The organism is Solibacillus sp. FSL R5-0449 (assembly GCF_037975215.1).
In the GTDB taxonomy this organism is placed as follows: Bacteria; Bacillota; Bacilli; order Bacillales_A; family Planococcaceae; genus Solibacillus.
Window position 1 is genome coordinate 494750 of sequence record NZ_CP150239.1, and the last position, 14883, is coordinate 509632.

Below are 14883 nucleotides of genomic sequence, written 5' to 3' on the forward strand. Positions count from 1 at the left end.
TGGGAAACGAAAAAGTCACACAAGAAATGAGTTCCTGTGTGACGCAGTTGACTTTATGCATTACGCTTTAACATAATTTGGAATTGTTGTAACAGTAACTTCAGGTGCACCGAAACGTGGTTTTGCTCCGTGCATTACTGGTCCAACATGTTCATTTAAAGCCCATCCGTGTTTAATCGCCGCTGAAACGAATTCTTTCGCTTCAATAACCGATTCCTCAACAGAAAGACCGTTTGCTAAGTTTGCACAAATACTCGCTGCAAAAGTACAGCCTGCCCCATGATTATAAGTAGAAGAAACTTTTTCAGTTTCTAATAATTTAAATTCTACTCCATTATAGAACAAATCAACGGCTTTATCATGTACTAAGGCTTTTCCACCTTTAATTACAACATTTTTTGCGCCCAGCTCATGAATTTTCACTGCTGCAGCTTGCATTTGCTCGATAGTTTTCGGCGTTGTTGTACCTGCCAGCTGTCCTGCTTCGAATAGGTTAGGTGTGACAACTGTTGCATAGGGTAATAAATATTTAATCATGGCTGTCGTATTGCCAGGGTTCAATACTTCATCTTCGCCTTTGCAAACCATTACAGGATCGATGACAATTTTATCTGTACCGGAAGCCTGAATTGCTTTTGATGCCATTTGAATAATTTCTTCAGTTGAAAGCATGCCTGTCTTAATGGCATCGACACCTGTTGAAAGGGCTGTATCGATTTGTTTTTGCAATAATTCTGTCGGCAGTGGTGTAACTGAGTGGCTCCAAGTTTTAGGATCCATTGTCACAACAACTGTCAATGCGACCATTCCATATGTGCCATGTTCCTGGAAGGCTTTTAAATCGGCCTGCATTCCTGCGCCTGCAGAAGTATCAGAACCGGCAATCGTTAAAGTTTTTTTTAGTGTCATAAAGCATATCTCCTTAAAGTGAATATTCGAATTATAATTAATTTAAGTATAACGTTTAGCTGACTATATAAAAATAGCCAGAAAACGAAAAATCTATAATGCCAGAAAAGATGCTTGCACTTTTACGTCATATTCAATAGCGTTTAAAATGAGGTGGAAATTATGATGAAACAGTTGACGAATAGATGGAAAGATTTATTGGCTCAAGAAGTGGAGCGGCCATATTATAAACAGCTTGTAACATTTTTAGAGCAGCAATATATGGAAGAAACAGTGTATCCGAAGAAGGAGAATATTTTCAGTGCCCTCCAGTTAACGGACTACAATCAAGTAAAAGTAGTCATATTAGGACAAGATCCGTATCATGGTCCGAATCAGGCCCATGGATTGAGCTTTTCAGTTGAAAAAGGGCAAAAGTTGCCTCCTAGTCTAAAAAATATGATGAAGGAACTGCAGCAGGATATTGGCTGCGAAATCCCGGAGCATGGAGACTTAACATCGTGGGCAAAGCAGGGCGTATTATTACTGAACACCGTTTTAACTGTACAAGCAGGAAAAGCCAATTCACATAAAGGGCAAGGCTGGGAACGGTTTACGGATACGATAATTGAAAACCTCGCAAAACGTGAGCAGCCGATTGTATTTTTATTATGGGGAAAACCGGCCCAAAGTAAACGAAATTTAATTGAACGAATTTCAAGCAACCATATTATTTTCCAATCGCCACATCCAAGTCCGTTAAGCGCACATCGCGGTTTTTTCGGAAGCAAACCGTATTCAAAAGCAAACGAAGCACTCCTGTCATTAGGACAACAGCCGATTGACTGGTGCCTATCGAAGAAATATGGAAACAAGCTAAACTTTTGCACAAAAGAATGGTAAAGTATTGATAGAAAGAGAGGGAACGGCACATGAAAGTAGATTGCTTTAAATGCCAGCACTTCCGTGTAACATGGGACCAGTCTAATCCGCGCGGTTGCACAGCATATGGCTTTAAAACGAAGCAGCTGCCATCTCTCGTTGTTAAACAGTCTTCGGGAATGGACTGCTTAAAATTTGTACCGAAAAATAGAGAAGGTGGGCAAAAGCGATGATTACGTATGAATCGATTGTTAAGCAAATTGAAAAATTGACATCAGAAGCAGCACAGGCGGCAACAGAACAACAAACCCGTGAAAAGCTTGCAGCAATTCGTGCGCTATGTGATGTCGTTTTAGACGAAAAAATCAGTTCGCCAAAACCTGCTTCCATAAATAGCATGAGTACAACAATCTCGTCACCTGTATACTCGCAACCGGTCGCAATTCCAGCACAAAAGCTTGAAGAAGACGATGCAAACGGCGACTCCTTGTTTGATTTTTAACAAAGAAATCAGTATTAGATAAAGAAAGAGGTAAAAGAAATGAAAGGTTCAATTATATCTGGCGCAATCCACGGATTTTTGGCAGTAGCATTAGGTGCCTTTGCAGCACATGCACTGGAAGATATACTCGATGATTACAGTGCCGGGATTTGGGATACAGCAATCCAGTATCAAATGTTTCATGCAACAGCACTTATTTTAGTCGGTATTTTAATGTCAAAAGCGGTTTTCGGTGAAGTGAAGCAGTTGAAAATTGCGATGTTCTGCTTTAATGCAGGTATTATAATCTTCGCGGGAAGCTTAATGGTATTAGCCTTAACAGGAATCGGTATACTTGGTGCCATTACTCCTATCGGTGGGGTATTCTTTTTAGTGGGCTGGATTATGGTTATTACAGCAGTAGTAAAAAAGACTCAATAAAACTCGTAGCATATACTTCTTGAAATGGAAGTATATGCTTTTTTTATTATTTTGTTAGGAAAATCAAATCTTTTATCTAAATTATTTGAATTTATTGTATAGTTATAAAGTAAGAGAGTAAAGGGGTAAGGAAAATGGACCAATTATTATTAAAGTTAGAAGAGAATTTTGAAGAGATGGTAATAATCCGACGCTATTTACATGAGCATCCGGAACCATCCCATCACGAAGTACATACACCTGCATACATTGCCAATTTCCACCGTGAACTAGGTTTGGAAGTACGAGAATTTGTTGGAGGGCGCGGAGTTGTAGCCACATTAAAAGGGGCAAAACAAGGAAAGACCGTTGCTTTACGTGCGGATTTTGATGCATTGGCAATTCAAGAGCTAAATGATTTTCCATATAAATCAAAAAATGATGGAGTAATGCATGCATGCGGACACGATGGTCATACCGCAACATTACTCGTTTTGGCTAAAGTTTTGACAGAAATGCGGGATCAACTGTCCGGCAATATTGTGTTCATCCATCAGCATGCTGAAGAGCTCGCTCCAGGCGGGGCAAAAGCAATGATTGAGGATGGCTGTTTAGACGGTGTGGACGTAATTTTTGGAACACATTTATGGGCACCGACCCCTTTAGGAGAAGTGCTTGTACGAGAAGGCGCCATTATGGCTGCGGCAGACCGATTTGAAATTGTAATCCAAGGCAAGGGCGGACATGGTGCAGAACCACAGCACTCGGTTGACGCAATCGTCGTCGGTGCACACTTTGTCACGCAGTTGCAGACCATCGTTTCGCGACGTGTTGCACCACTTGAGTCGGGTGTAGTGACGGTCGGGCAATTTGAAGCGGTCAATCCGTTTAATGTCATCGCGGATACAGTAAAAATTCAAGGGACTGTACGTGCCTTTGATGAACAAGTGCGAAAACAAATGAAAGAGGAAATCGAATTATTATTGAAGGCAACATGTTTAGGGATGCATGCTGACTATCGTTTCGAGTATTTCGATGGGTATCCGCCTGTAATCAACCATGCAGCTGAAACACAATTTGTTGCACAAATAGCAAACGAAACACCAGGTGTTGAAAAAGTTACGGTTTGTCCTCCATTTATGATAGGGGAAGATTACGGCTACTATATGCAGCATGTTCCAGGGACTTTCTTCTTTACAGGGGCAAAGAATCCGGAGTGGGAAGCGGTATACCCGCATCATCATGCGCGCTTTGATTTTGATGAACGGGCAATGCTTATCGCTGCGAAAGTTTTAGGACAGGCAACATTGCAATTTTTACTAAATGAACAACGAGAAGAGGAATCAGCATGAGTGTAGGGAAAAAGTTAAATGCTGCACTAATTATAATGATCATATTAATTTTCATTACAGTAGTGCTTAACTTTATAAGTTTAAAAAATATACAGGGAAATATGGATGAAGCAATCGATTACCGGGTAGAGCAAATTCGTTCCGTGGATAAAATCCGTTTTAATGTCGCAATGCAAGGAATGTATGTGCGTGCAATTGTTTTTGACGGCAAAGAAGAATCTGTCGATAGCTTTAAACAATACAATGAATTATTGGATCAGGAGATTGATAATTTAAATAAACTCGTATCAAGCGGTACGATGAAAGAGCTGATGGAACAAGTCGTTAAAAACCGGGATGACTTCAATTACGGTTATCTTGATATGATGGATGCTTTCGAACGGGGAGAACAAAGACTCGCAAACGGTTTTATTAATACAAAGCTGCGCGCGGCGAATGACGGAATGTTCGATGCAACAGCTCAGATGGTCGAATACCAGGAAAAAATGCTCGATGAGATCAACAAGAAAGCAGATGATTCAATCGCCTTTTCTGTTTTAGTTGCCGGTATCGCTTTAGCTATCAGTGTTCTTATTGGCATACTTGTTATGGTATACATACGTAAAACAATTATTTCGCCATTAAATGGTATTGTGAATGAAGCGAATGTTATTGCAGCAGGAGATTTATCGCAGCAAGATATTATAGTGAAATCAAAGGACGAAATTGGCCAGTTAGGCAATGCGTTCAATTCAATGAAAAATAACTTATCCAACCTGATTAAAAACATTCAGGTTAACTCAGAGCAAGTAAATGCGGCAGCACAGGAACTTTCGGCAAGTACCGAAGAAATATCAGCGACGACGGAAGATGTAACGGTGCGCATAAATGATACAGCTGAAAGAGCACAAATATCTGCACATGCATCAAATGAAAGTGCCCGTGCAATGGAAGAAACAGCTGCAGGTGTCCAACGAATTGCAGAATCAACTCAAAAATTGCTTGGGAATTCGGTTGATGCAACACAGACTGCTAAAGATGGTGGGCAGATTATTTATGATGCCCAACAACAAATGAGCATTATCAGCTCATCGACAAACTCTGTGAATGCTTTAGTGCAAAAGCTGGCACAACAAACAGAAGAAATTAATAATATTTCGCGATTAATTACATCGATTACGGATCAAACGAATTTACTGGCATTGAATGCAGCGATTGAAGCAGCGCGCGCCGGGGAACATGGCAAAGGCTTCGCTGTTGTAGCAGATGAAGTAAGGAAACTGGCTGAGCAATCGAAATCATCCGCCAATTCAATCGTTAACTTAACGCTTGAAATTAAAGCAGATACAGAAAACGTTGAACGTGCCGTATCGGATTCATTAGTTTCTGTGGAAGATGGCGTAAAGATTATTTCACATGCCGGCGAATCGTTTACAACAATCGTAGATGCAGTAACGCAAATGTCGATGCAAATCCAGGAAATTTCAGCTACTTCCGAAGAGCTTTCTGCAAGTGCGGAACAGGTAACGGCATCGGTTAATGAAATTGCCCACAGCTCAAATGAATCAAGCGGTAACTTGGAGATGATTGCGGCAGCGGTAGAGGAACAGACCGCTACAATGCAACAAGTAAATGCAGTAGCCGTATCGCTAAGCGACAATGCACAAACACTCCAACAGGAAATTCAGCAGTTTAAAGTATGATCTTCAAAACGGTACCTGATAAAGGTGCCGTTTTTGCTGTTCTTGGGCAACATTCCGTATAAGGTGAAGGGGATTACATTATAGTGAAAGGGTGCTTCTTCTAATAAAAAATTTTTTCTTCTAATATAAATTGATTTGTTCTAATAAAATTGCGATTTTCTAATATATCGTGCAGTTGTTCTAATATCAATTTAAAATGTTCAAATATCGGGGCTCAATCTTCTAATATCGCACCATTTTGTTCTAATAAGCTGTTCATTTGTTCTAATAAAATCAAGGCAAGGCTTTTTGGTACATCAATCTCAGTCAACTCTTGCTCCAGTACACTGTTATTTCTGCGAACTTCTAATATCCGTTCCCGTTCTTCTAATAACCCGCTAACTTCTTCTAATATCACGCTCGAATGTTCTAATAAACCCCTCAATTGTTCTAATAAAATCATTTCACGGCCCCTCAATTCATCTTATAAGCGTTATTAGGCAACAAAAAAAGGCGCTTGATTAGGGCGCCTTACTTTTTATGGTTGCTGTGTAAAGTAACTTAATTCTTCATCGAACTCCGCATAATCGAAGTAAATCATCGGGAACAGGAAGCGATGGTTATTTTTCAAATCGCGTAAAATTACATGGTCACGACCGGCTGCTTCCACAACTCCACGAACCGCCCGCGTATTACTGCCAGCTACCGCATTATCAAATGAAAAATAAAACGTACCTGGTTTCCCTCTGTTTAACCGTAAAATATTCTCGATATAGGATTCCTCACGTGGCATGCCTACTCCTTGCATACCTTGCATCGTTGTAGGCATCGGAACCGTCGCAGGATTCATCTGTTGCATTGGAGACGTCCAATAATAAGTCAATTTTGCATCCTTTCATAAAGAAATTTAATAGACTGCAGTCGTCGGTGCAAGAAACAGTAAACGAAGATATAGCTGCTGTTTCTTTGTTTTCACACTAAGCAGGGCACTTGCATCACCTTTTGCCGCACCGTATCCGAGAAAGAAGGGCGGCATGTAAACCTTTTATTCGAAGTTTAGGCGTTCGATGTGACCTCCTTTTTCGATTTAGTATATGCATCAATAAAAAAAATGAACACCAAAACAGTGTTGTTTTTTGCCCAACCAACATACAATAGGATAATTAGTTCGGTTATATGTAATAAGTTTCAATGGAATGGGTAAAGATAAGTAAATAAATGAGAGATTGTTGCCGGTGTTGACGAAAAGCGCGGGAGTGGAACATCATGAAAATAGGGATTTGGTTAGGCATAATCATTAGCGCATTATTGTCCTTTGCGGTCGCAATTTTTTACGAACAGCCGATACATTGGTATTTATTCGTTCTTCTAATCGTCATCGGTTTATTCATTAATACAATCATAATAATTTTAAAAATGCAGGATGATCATACGGTAAAAGATGAGTAGTAATCAATCGACTCATCTTTTTACGTTTCCGGGAAAAAATAAACCCGTTCAACCTTGAAGATACAAGGCAGAACGGGTTTATAAGTCATTAAATCGCTAACAGTTTTTCCAGTTTTTCATTGTCCAGCAAGTTTCCGACCAGGAACTCGCCGAATTCGCCGTAGCGTGCTGAAACTTCATCAAAACGCATTTCATAAACGATTTTCTTGAATTGAAGCATATCATCAGAGAATAATGTAACGCCCCACTCATGATCATCTAAACCAACAGAACCTGTAATGATTTGTTTGATTTTACCTGCATAGCTGCGGCCGATTAAACCGTGGTCATACATCAATTTTTTACGGTCTTCCATTGAAAGCATGTACCAGTTGTCATTGCCTTCACGTTTTTTATCCATTGGATAGAAGCATACGTATTTTGATTTAGGCAGTTCAGGATATAAACGCGCACGAACATGCGGGTTTTGATATGGATCTTCATCTGATTTACCTGCTAAATAGTTCGATAATTCGACTACAGATACGTAAGAATACGTTGGAATTGTAAAATCGGCAATCGCCAATTTCGCGAATTTTGTTTCGATTTCATTTAGTTCTTCAGGTGTTTCACGTAAAGTCATAATCATGAAATCTGCTTTTTGGCCAATAATTGAGTAAAAAGCATTCGAACCTGTATCTTTATTTAAGTCTTCTAAAAATGCGATAAATTCTTTTGTAGCGGCTTCGCGTTCTTCAGCCGAAACCAATTTCCATGATGCCCAGTCCATTGAGCGGAAATCATGTAGTGCGTACCAGCCGTCTAATGTAATTGCTGCTTCATTCATCTGTTCAAACACTCCTTGTAAATGAAAATGATTCACGATTAGTGTAGCATAGTTTCAGGAAAAAATATCATTTCACAACTGTAAAAACTGTCAATTCACCAATTTGACATGACTTTAAAATACGGTATGCTAAAGTGAGGAAAAATTAGGCTAGGAGTATAAAATATGAATGATTTTTTGCAGCAAACAATATGGCGTTTTATCGATCAGTCAATCAGCGCGAATAAACGCTCGCCATTAGAGTCCTTTGCAATGGATGATACACTATGTCATCTTGTCGGTCAGAAAATGACCAATTCGACAATACGTACATGGGTTCATCATGACGCAGTCGTACTCGGAATCCAAGATCACCGGTTGCCTTATATCGAGCAAGGGATGGAAACATTGAAGAACAGTGGTTATGAACCGATTGTCCGTAATTCAGGAGGACTGGCTGTCGTATTGGATGCGGGAGTTTTAAATATTTCAATTGTAGTAAATGAGGAAAAGCCACTAAGTATTAATAATGCGTTTGAAATGATGGTCACATTAATACGGCAATTATTTCCTGAAATTGCAACGAAAATAGAAGCATATGAAATTGTTGGTTCTTATTGTCCAGGTTCATATGATTTAAGTATTGGCGGGCAAAAGTTTGCTGGTATTTCGCAGCGCCGCATGAAAAACGGTATTGCTGTCCAAATTTATTTATGCGTAGAAGGCAGTGGCAGTGAGCGTGCGGAACTGATCAAACGTTTTTATGAAAAGGGTCTGCAAGGTGAGCAGACGAAATTCGAGTATCCGGTCATCAAGCCGGGAGTCATGGCGTCACTTCAAGAACTTACTGGACAAAACGTGACAGTATTCGAAGTGAATGAAAGACTGCGCAATCTATTGAGCGAAAAGAATGGCCAGCTGTTCGAACTGCCATTACAGCAAGAGGAAATGGAATTGTACAATTACTATTTGGACCGTGTGTTCAAGCGCAATGAATCAATGCTAAGTAAATAAATAAAAAGAAGGCGAGGTGCTAATATAGCGCTTCGCCTGAATCATTTAACGATGTTTGGGAAATCAAGTTGCCATTACGCTCCATTTTGAATGTTGGCGTGGCTTCAGTATCTGTTTCTAATGCTACTAGTCGTCTTGCGCGGTTCATAATCGAAACAAACTGCTCGTAATCTTCTTTAATCGCTTTATTCTCTTTTTGCAGTGCTGCCAGTTGTTGTTCAAGTTGGTTTTTCTGTTCTGTTAACAGTGATGTTAATTTGCGCCATTTCAGTAAGTCCTGTTCATTTGAATTCGTATGCTGCAGTTGTACTAAGTATGCAATGACGATATCGAGTGATAAGGCCGATAATGGAATCGATGTTGGCTGATTTTCATTTGACGGCAGTAAGTATACGGGTGTTGTTCTGCGTTTTGTAGCTGTGTTCATCATGCGCATACGTTCTTTACGTTCCTTTTTCGCTTGTGCCAACTCTTCTTCATAAATGCGTCGTACTACGGCATTCCAGCGAAAACCGCATGCTGCTGCAGTTCGGTTCAGTAAATCTCCGGCTTCTTCAAAAGCATTTAATTGAGTACTTCCTTCTTTTACATGGCGTAAAACAGCCTCTGCTAACAGCTCATCATTCTCTTTCACCCATGCATCTTGTCTTGTTTTTGTCATCAAAAACTCCCCCTGAATTAATAATAGTTTTGTTGTTGTAAATCTATCATGTCCAAAGGGGAAAACATTTATTCAATATATCGTAAAATGTTGCTAGAATAATGAGAAATATGTTCCTAGCAGAACTTTGGCCGGAATTGCTAGGATAATGCTTGAATGAAATAAGTAAAATGAGATACAATAGCAAATAGGTTAAAACAGCGAAAATAGCTCATAGAGAGGTGTTGACACTATGGCAAACTTATTCCACGTTTGCGATGAATGTCAGGCCGTTAATTTAAAGACGTTAATTCCAAAATTAAAGGAAATTGATTCAGAAGCAACGATTGAAATTGGCTGTCATTCATACTGTGGCCCGGGCCGCAAAAAAACATTTACATTTGTAAATAATCGTCCAGTTGCCGCATTAACTGAAGAGGAGTTAATGGTAAAGGTACTCGACAAATTGAAAAAGTAACAGCGTAAAAAGGACGCGTTCTGAAATATTTCAGAACACGTCCTTTTTGCGTTTTCGGCGGATTCATTTCTATTTCAATGGTATCTCACTTATAATGATGTTAAGAGATAAGGAGGTGGGCTATGTGATGACATATGCAAAAACAAAACTGCAAGAGGAAAAAGTTTTTAAAGACCCTGTCCATCGCTATATTCACGTTCGGGATCAAGTCATTTGGGATTTGGTCAAAACAAGAGAATTTCAAAGACTGCGCCGTATCAAGCAGCTTGGTACGACGTATTTAGTGTTCCACGGAGCTGAACATAGCCGATTCAATCACTCATTAGGAGTTTATGAAATTGTCCGTCGTATTGTGGATGATGTTTTTAAAGGAAGAAAAGAATGGGATGATTCCGAGCGGTTACTCGTATTATGTGCCGCATTACTGCATGATTTGGGGCATGGACCGTTCTCGCATGCGTTTGAAAATGTATTTGAAACAGATCATGAATATTTTACACGCCAGATTCTGCTTGGGAATACAGAGGTAAATACCGTACTCCGCCGAGTGGCAGATGACTTTCCTGAAAAAGTGGCGCAAGTAATTGAAAAAACGTATCCAAATGAATTGGTTGTTAGCCTGATTTCCAGTCAGATCGATGCTGACCGTATGGATTATCTGCAGCGCGATGCGTATTATACAGGTGTCAGCTACGGTCATTTTGATATGGAACGCATCATGCGTGTTATGCGTCCGCGCGATAATGGCGTCGTAATAAAAGAAAGCGGAATGCATGCAGTCGAGCACTACATCATGAGTCGCTACCAAATGTATTTGCAAATATATTTCCACCCGGTATCGAGAAGCGCGGAAGTCGTGCTGAACCATATTTTAAAACGTGTGAAAGTGCTGTGCAAAAATGATTATCCATTTAAAATCGAGCCGACACCTTTTATATCTTTTTTCAAAGGGAATATCACATTGGAAGACTATATTGCACTTGATGAAAATATCATGATGGCTTATTTCCAGTTTTGGATGGAAGAGGACGATGAGATTTTACGGGATTTATGTAAGAGATTCGTCAACCGGAAACTGTTCCAATATACGAATTTGAATCCTTACAAGCAGCCGGAAGTATATGCAGAGCTGCAACGTTTATTTTTACAGGCGGGCATCAATCCGGAATATTATTTGGTGCATGATTCCACATCAGATTTACCGTATGACTTTTACCGTCCGGGCATTGAAGGGACGAAAAAGCCGATTTATCTGCTAATGCAGGACGGAAAGCAGCGTGAACTATCGGAGGAAAGCCAAATCGTTGAAGCAATTGCCGGTCGCATCAAAGTGGACCATAAAGTGTATTATCCCGAAGAGCTATTTACAGACGAGCGGATTCCAGTCGAATTGCGCAACGAAATTAAGCAGCTGATTGATGAAATTTAATATGAGCAGGAGACCCCTTGGGGAAATAGGCGGGAAAACTCCGATTAATTACAGCATCAACTTCAAAAAAACACCTCACTTATCCCTGGAGAAAAGTGAGGTGTTTCGTATTTATTTAGTAACTGAAATTCAGCGCTGCCCAACCATTACTGGTCGCTGTAGCGTACGCCACCTTTTGCAAAGTGGTTTTTAGACATTTCTTCAATAATGATTGATACATTTTCTACTGGTGCGTCTACTGTTTTAGAAACAGCTTGTGTCACTTCTTCAACGAGTGCACGTTTTTGTTCATCTGTACGGCCTTCAACCATTTTAATTGTAACGATTGGCATATAGTCGCCTCCTAGTTAAAATATAGTGTATAGTATTTATATTAGCGTATTTGGAGGGATTTACAATGGCAAATGAAGAAAAATCGAAACCAAAAATAGGTTTTACGATAATAAAAAATGATCCTACCGATGGGCATAAAGGATTCGGTATTGGTTCACTTTCATTGGAAAACGTTTCGCCGGTCATTGTCGATGTCGCGGAAGGAACAGCAGTTGTCGATATCGGAGCAATGCATGCGAAAAGTGAAGTAGAGCGCGGCATTAAGTTTACGATGAACCGTGAAGACTCAGCAGGCGGAAAAGATTACTGGCTTGTTTGGGTAACAATTGACCATAAAGAATCCGGTGCCTATTTTGCCGGTGTAACGGCATGTGAAATGGTCGTAAACCGTGAGAAACGCCGTGGCTATAAAATTTTGGCAGACCATGTGAACAAAATGGATAAATCGATGAAGCGCCACATTATTGTCGACCATATGGATGAAGCTTCAAAGAAAATATTGGCCGACTTCCTGAAAAGCCACAATGAAGAAATGTGGAACAACAGTGAAGAAAAATTAAGACAGGATTTAGCATAATACTGGGTTCTTTAACGGAATCTATATTTTATAAGAAATATTACACAATTCAGTGAACAATATGTGACATTTCAAAAACTACAAAAATCCGTGGTTGAAACTGGTTCTAAAAGAAAGTAAACTGAATTTAAAGCTTGCGAAATAGTAGGCTAGGACATGTGGGATATGAAACAGGTTGAGCAGTATGCGGCATTTGAACTTTCCCAAGCCGAATGCCCCATGGTTCTCAACCTTTCATGACCACAATAAAAAAGCTCTTTCGTGTCACGGACTTGAACCGGATACGAAAGAGCTTTTTTAATTAAATTTATTCCCAGAAGTTACGTAATGCTTCAAACGGTAATGATTCAAAGAAATTGCCCCATGAATCCTGATTGAACAGATCAAATGATGCACAAGATTCTTTTGGTACATCTTCGGTTTTCATATAAACAACGCGCTGGGTAGAACATGACTCGTGAGCCAGTTTACCTGTACGGATGTCGACAGTTACTGGTTCTACACCACTTGGCATTGTGAATGTTTCATTCGCCTTACCATCAAGTGCTGTTTCCATGAAATCAATCCATACTTGCTTGGATGCGGCCATATCTGCCTGGACAGATAGTGTTTTACCTTGGTCATAGCCATTCCATACACCTGCTGTTAAGCTTGGTGTGAAGCCAATCATCCATTGGTCACTGTTTGTCGTTCCTGATTTGGCTGCATATGTGTGACTCATACGTGCACGCAATGATAATCCGGTTGCCGGAGAATAATCACTGAATACAGGGTCGAACATACCTGTCATCATTTGCGTTAGAATGAATGCATCCTGTTTGGAAATGACTTGTTCTTTTTCAGGTGGCTTATATTTGTAAACGACTTTTCCTTTGGCATCGGTAATGGATAATACAGTTGTCGGCTGTCGTTTTTCTCCGCCTGCAGCAATGATATTGTAGGCGTTTGTTAAATCATACAGCGAGTTTTCTGCAGTTCCGAGTGCAATGGACGGTACATCTTTTTCGGAATAGTTGAGCCCGAAACGTTTCTGAACATCGCGGAAAGACCGGTAGCCGATGTTTTCGAGTGCTTTTACCGCATAAATGTTGTCGGAAATCGCCAATGCCTGCGCCATCGAAAGCTCATGATCAGCATATTTTTTATTGACGTTTTGCGGTGTATAAGTTGCTCGTCCATTATCATACGTAAAGGTTGTTTCACTCACATCCAGGAAGGACATTGGATTAAAGTCCTTTTCCAGTGCAGCCGCATACAGTATCGGCTTAATGGCAGAACCCGGCTGACGGTTACCTAATGCAACACGGTTAAATGAACTTACACCGTAATCACGCCCGCCGACAAGTGCTGTTACAAAGCCAGTATCAGCTTCCATGCTAACAAAACCAACTTGTAAATCATTGTTCGGCATATTCGTCTTGATTGCATTTTCTGCTGCGCGTTGATGTGCCTGGTTGAGTGTTGTTTGAATCGTCCAGCCACCTTCGCTAATACTCAGGTTTTTCTCTTCTAAAATATCGCTTGCTTCTTCCCAGACAACATCCAGGAAATAGGGAGCAATTGATTTTGTCGCAATCCATTCATCACTTTTTAGGGCAACCTGTTCTGAAGTGGCACGAGTTTTTTCATCCTCTGTAATTTTCCCTTGATCTTTCATTAACCGTAAAATTACTTGCTGGCGATTTGTTGCCTTTTCCAAGTTATTAAGCGGCGAATAATACGTCGGTCCTTTTGGGACGCCCGCAAGCATCGAAGCTTCAGCCAATGTCAGGTCCTTCGCGGATTTACCGTAGAAGTAACGGCTTGCTGCTTCGGCACCGTACATGCCATGTCCGTAATAAACTGTATTTAAATAGCCTTCTAAAATTTCCTCTTTTGAGTAAAATAACTCCAACCGATATGCAAAAAGGGCTTCGTTTAATTTCCGGCTCCATGTTTTCTCATGGGTTAAATAAAGGTTTCGTGCATATTGCTGTGTCAGCGTACTGGCACCTTGCACTTTACTTCCGGCTTTTATATCCGCCAATACGGCACCTGCAATCCGGGAAAAGTCAAAACCGCTATGCTCGAAGAAATCTTTATCCTCTACCGCAACAGTAGCATCGAGTAAGTAAGGTGAAATTTCATCAAGGTCTGTCCAATAACGACGCTCCTTTGTAAAATAGTCACCAATCTGATTATGGTTGCTATCTAAAAAAATGGAAGCTTTCGGAACGGTAAGTGGCGGTGCTCCGGCAACTTGTGCATATATACGCAATGAAAGGAACATAACAGCGAAAAAACATAAAAGGGCAATCATAAAGAGTCCGATTTTTTTGACGAAATTTTTCCGTTTTTTTCGTTTTTTATATTGCTGTCTTTTCAAGTTTTTCCACCTCATTTCTTATTTAATAGAGCGCAAAATAAATCGGAACAATTACAAAAAGTAATGAAAATTCTATTGCACTTTTAATGAAAACAACTATACTTTTTCG

General features: G+C 40.1%; 18 protein-coding genes. 11 read left to right on the forward strand and 7 right to left on the reverse strand.

Annotation, left to right across the window (positions count from 1 at the left end):
- Positions 1 to 60: 60 nt before the first annotated feature.
- Positions 61 to 909, reverse strand: a complete 849-nt coding sequence (gene thiD / locus MKY27_RS02475; protein ID WP_339175072.1) for a bifunctional hydroxymethylpyrimidine kinase/phosphomethylpyrimidine kinase — start codon at positions 907 to 909, stop codon at positions 61 to 63.
- A gap of 165 nt (positions 910 to 1074) precedes the next feature.
- Here thiD and MKY27_RS02480 point away from each other — a divergent pair, with 165 nt between their 5' ends.
- The 6 genes from MKY27_RS02480 to MKY27_RS02505 all read left to right on the forward strand — a co-directional run bounded on the left by MKY27_RS02480 (position 1075) and on the right by MKY27_RS02505 (position 5705).
- Positions 1075 to 1791 carry a uracil-DNA glycosylase gene (locus MKY27_RS02480; protein WP_339199606.1) on the forward strand — a complete coding sequence of 239 codons (717 nt, stop codon included), beginning with the start codon at positions 1075 to 1077 and terminating at the stop codon, positions 1789 to 1791.
- Between the two features lie 29 nt (positions 1792 to 1820).
- Positions 1821 to 2003 (forward strand): uracil-DNA glycosylase, encoded by a 183-nt coding sequence (locus MKY27_RS02485; protein WP_339175074.1) that lies wholly within the window; start codon positions 1821 to 1823, stop codon positions 2001 to 2003.
- Positions 2000 to 2272: a YwdI family protein gene (locus MKY27_RS02490; RefSeq protein ID WP_339197448.1), complete on the forward strand. Its 273-nt coding sequence runs from the start codon at positions 2000 to 2002 to the stop codon at positions 2270 to 2272. The genes MKY27_RS02485 and MKY27_RS02490 overlap by 4 nt, the downstream gene beginning before the upstream one ends.
- Positions 2273 to 2311: 39 nt before the next feature.
- Entirely contained in the window at positions 2312 to 2692 is a 381-nt protein-coding gene (locus MKY27_RS02495) for a DUF423 domain-containing protein (RefSeq protein WP_339197450.1), read from the forward strand.
- A 134-nt stretch (positions 2693 to 2826) separates the two neighbouring features.
- On the forward strand, positions 2827 to 4023 hold the full coding sequence (locus MKY27_RS02500) for a M20 family metallopeptidase (RefSeq protein ID WP_339197452.1): 1197 nt from the start codon (positions 2827 to 2829) through the stop codon (positions 4021 to 4023).
- Positions 4020 to 5705, forward strand: coding sequence for a methyl-accepting chemotaxis protein (locus MKY27_RS02505; protein WP_339197453.1), 1686 nt, complete (start codon positions 4020 to 4022; stop codon positions 5703 to 5705). The genes MKY27_RS02500 and MKY27_RS02505 overlap by 4 nt, the downstream gene beginning before the upstream one ends.
- Before the next feature lie 214 nt (positions 5706 to 5919).
- Here the strand turns inward: MKY27_RS02505 and MKY27_RS02510 are convergent, their stop codons facing one another.
- Both MKY27_RS02510 and gerQ read right to left on the reverse strand, forming a co-directional pair.
- A complete protein-coding gene (locus MKY27_RS02510) occupies positions 5920 to 6147 on the reverse strand; it encodes a hypothetical protein (RefSeq protein WP_339197454.1) in 228 nt (75 codons plus the stop codon).
- Between the two features lie 75 nt (positions 6148 to 6222).
- Positions 6223 to 6543 carry a spore coat protein GerQ gene (gene gerQ, locus MKY27_RS02515; RefSeq protein ID WP_339175082.1) on the reverse strand — a complete coding sequence of 107 codons (321 nt, stop codon included), beginning with the start codon at positions 6541 to 6543 and terminating at the stop codon, positions 6223 to 6225.
- A 407-nt stretch (positions 6544 to 6950) separates the two neighbouring features.
- On the opposite strand from gerQ, the gene MKY27_RS02520 reads away from it, so the two are divergent.
- Positions 6951 to 7133 (forward strand): hypothetical protein, encoded by a 183-nt coding sequence (locus MKY27_RS02520; protein ID WP_339175083.1) that lies wholly within the window; start codon positions 6951 to 6953, stop codon positions 7131 to 7133.
- Positions 7134 to 7221: 88 nt separating this feature from the next.
- On the opposite strand, the gene hemQ is transcribed toward MKY27_RS02520, so the two are convergent.
- Complete coding sequence (gene hemQ, locus MKY27_RS02525) at positions 7222 to 7959, reverse strand: hydrogen peroxide-dependent heme synthase (RefSeq protein ID WP_079524598.1); 738 nt, start codon at positions 7957 to 7959, stop codon at positions 7222 to 7224.
- A 165-nt stretch (positions 7960 to 8124) separates the two neighbouring features.
- Between hemQ and MKY27_RS02530 the strand changes: the two genes are divergently transcribed.
- Positions 8125 to 8952 (forward strand): biotin/lipoate A/B protein ligase family protein, encoded by an 828-nt coding sequence (locus MKY27_RS02530; protein ID WP_339197456.1) that lies wholly within the window; start codon positions 8125 to 8127, stop codon positions 8950 to 8952.
- Positions 8953 to 8971: 19 nt separating this feature from the next.
- Here the strand turns inward: MKY27_RS02530 and MKY27_RS02535 are convergent, their stop codons facing one another.
- The gene (locus tag MKY27_RS02535) at positions 8972 to 9613 is read right to left on the reverse strand and encodes an RsfA family transcriptional regulator (protein ID WP_339175085.1); all 642 of its coding nucleotides are present in this window, start codon (positions 9611 to 9613) and stop codon (positions 8972 to 8974) included.
- Between the two features lie 232 nt (positions 9614 to 9845).
- On the opposite strand from MKY27_RS02535, the gene MKY27_RS02540 reads away from it, so the two are divergent.
- Together MKY27_RS02540 and MKY27_RS02545 are read left to right on the forward strand one after the other, a co-directional pair.
- The gene (locus MKY27_RS02540) at positions 9846 to 10070 is read left to right on the forward strand and encodes a DUF1450 domain-containing protein (protein WP_339197458.1); all 225 of its coding nucleotides are present in this window, start codon (positions 9846 to 9848) and stop codon (positions 10068 to 10070) included.
- 127 nt (positions 10071 to 10197) lie between these two features.
- Entirely contained in the window at positions 10198 to 11499 is a 1302-nt protein-coding gene (locus MKY27_RS02545) for an HD domain-containing protein (RefSeq protein ID WP_339199609.1), read from the forward strand.
- 146 nt (positions 11500 to 11645) lie between these two features.
- On the opposite strand, the gene MKY27_RS02550 is transcribed toward MKY27_RS02545, so the two are convergent.
- On the reverse strand, positions 11646 to 11831 hold the full coding sequence (locus MKY27_RS02550; RefSeq protein ID WP_079524602.1) for a 2-hydroxymuconate tautomerase: 186 nt from the start codon (positions 11829 to 11831) through the stop codon (positions 11646 to 11648).
- 65 nt (positions 11832 to 11896) lie between these two features.
- Between MKY27_RS02550 and MKY27_RS02555 the strand changes: the two genes are divergently transcribed.
- Entirely contained in the window at positions 11897 to 12409 is a 513-nt protein-coding gene (locus MKY27_RS02555; RefSeq protein WP_339197461.1) for a YwhD family protein, read from the forward strand.
- 307 nt (positions 12410 to 12716) lie between these two features.
- On the opposite strand, the gene MKY27_RS02560 is transcribed toward MKY27_RS02555, so the two are convergent.
- Positions 12717 to 14774 carry a PBP1A family penicillin-binding protein gene (locus MKY27_RS02560; RefSeq protein WP_339197464.1) on the reverse strand — a complete coding sequence of 686 codons (2058 nt, stop codon included), beginning with the start codon at positions 14772 to 14774 and terminating at the stop codon, positions 12717 to 12719.
- Positions 14775 to 14883 lie beyond the last annotated feature (109 nt).

What these genes read in the sequence shown, in the direction of transcription:
- thiD (WP_339175072.1), bottom strand. Translation starts at nt 909, where the DNA reads ATGACACTAAAAAAAACTTTAACGATTGCCGGTTCTGATACTTCTGCA.
- MKY27_RS02480 (WP_339199606.1), top strand. Translation starts at nt 1,075, where the DNA reads ATGAAACAGTTGACGAATAGATGGAAAGATTTATTGGCTCAAGAAGTG.
- MKY27_RS02485 (WP_339175074.1), top strand. Translation starts at nt 1,821, where the DNA reads ATGAAAGTAGATTGCTTTAAATGCCAGCACTTCCGTGTAACATGGGAC.
- MKY27_RS02490 (WP_339197448.1), top strand. Translation starts at nt 2,000, where the DNA reads ATGATTACGTATGAATCGATTGTTAAGCAAATTGAAAAATTGACATCA.
- MKY27_RS02495 (WP_339197450.1), top strand. Translation starts at nt 2,312, where the DNA reads ATGAAAGGTTCAATTATATCTGGCGCAATCCACGGATTTTTGGCAGTA.
- MKY27_RS02500 (WP_339197452.1), top strand. Translation starts at nt 2,827, where the DNA reads ATGGACCAATTATTATTAAAGTTAGAAGAGAATTTTGAAGAGATGGTA.
- MKY27_RS02505 (WP_339197453.1), top strand. Translation starts at nt 4,020, where the DNA reads ATGAGTGTAGGGAAAAAGTTAAATGCTGCACTAATTATAATGATCATA.
- MKY27_RS02510 (WP_339197454.1), bottom strand. Translation starts at nt 6,147, where the DNA reads ATGATTTTATTAGAACAATTGAGGGGTTTATTAGAACATTCGAGCGTG.
- gerQ (WP_339175082.1), bottom strand. Translation starts at nt 6,543, where the DNA reads ATGCAACAGATGAATCCTGCGACGGTTCCGATGCCTACAACGATGCAA.
- MKY27_RS02520 (WP_339175083.1), top strand. Translation starts at nt 6,951, where the DNA reads ATGAAAATAGGGATTTGGTTAGGCATAATCATTAGCGCATTATTGTCC.
- hemQ (WP_079524598.1), bottom strand. Translation starts at nt 7,959, where the DNA reads ATGAATGAAGCAGCAATTACATTAGACGGCTGGTACGCACTACATGAT.
- MKY27_RS02530 (WP_339197456.1), top strand. Translation starts at nt 8,125, where the DNA reads ATGAATGATTTTTTGCAGCAAACAATATGGCGTTTTATCGATCAGTCA.
- MKY27_RS02535 (WP_339175085.1), bottom strand. Translation starts at nt 9,613, where the DNA reads ATGACAAAAACAAGACAAGATGCATGGGTGAAAGAGAATGATGAGCTG.
- MKY27_RS02540 (WP_339197458.1), top strand. Translation starts at nt 9,846, where the DNA reads ATGGCAAACTTATTCCACGTTTGCGATGAATGTCAGGCCGTTAATTTA.
- MKY27_RS02545 (WP_339199609.1), top strand. Translation starts at nt 10,198, where the DNA reads ATGACATATGCAAAAACAAAACTGCAAGAGGAAAAAGTTTTTAAAGAC.
- MKY27_RS02550 (WP_079524602.1), bottom strand. Translation starts at nt 11,831, where the DNA reads ATGCCAATCGTTACAATTAAAATGGTTGAAGGCCGTACAGATGAACAA.
- MKY27_RS02555 (WP_339197461.1), top strand. Translation starts at nt 11,897, where the DNA reads ATGGCAAATGAAGAAAAATCGAAACCAAAAATAGGTTTTACGATAATA.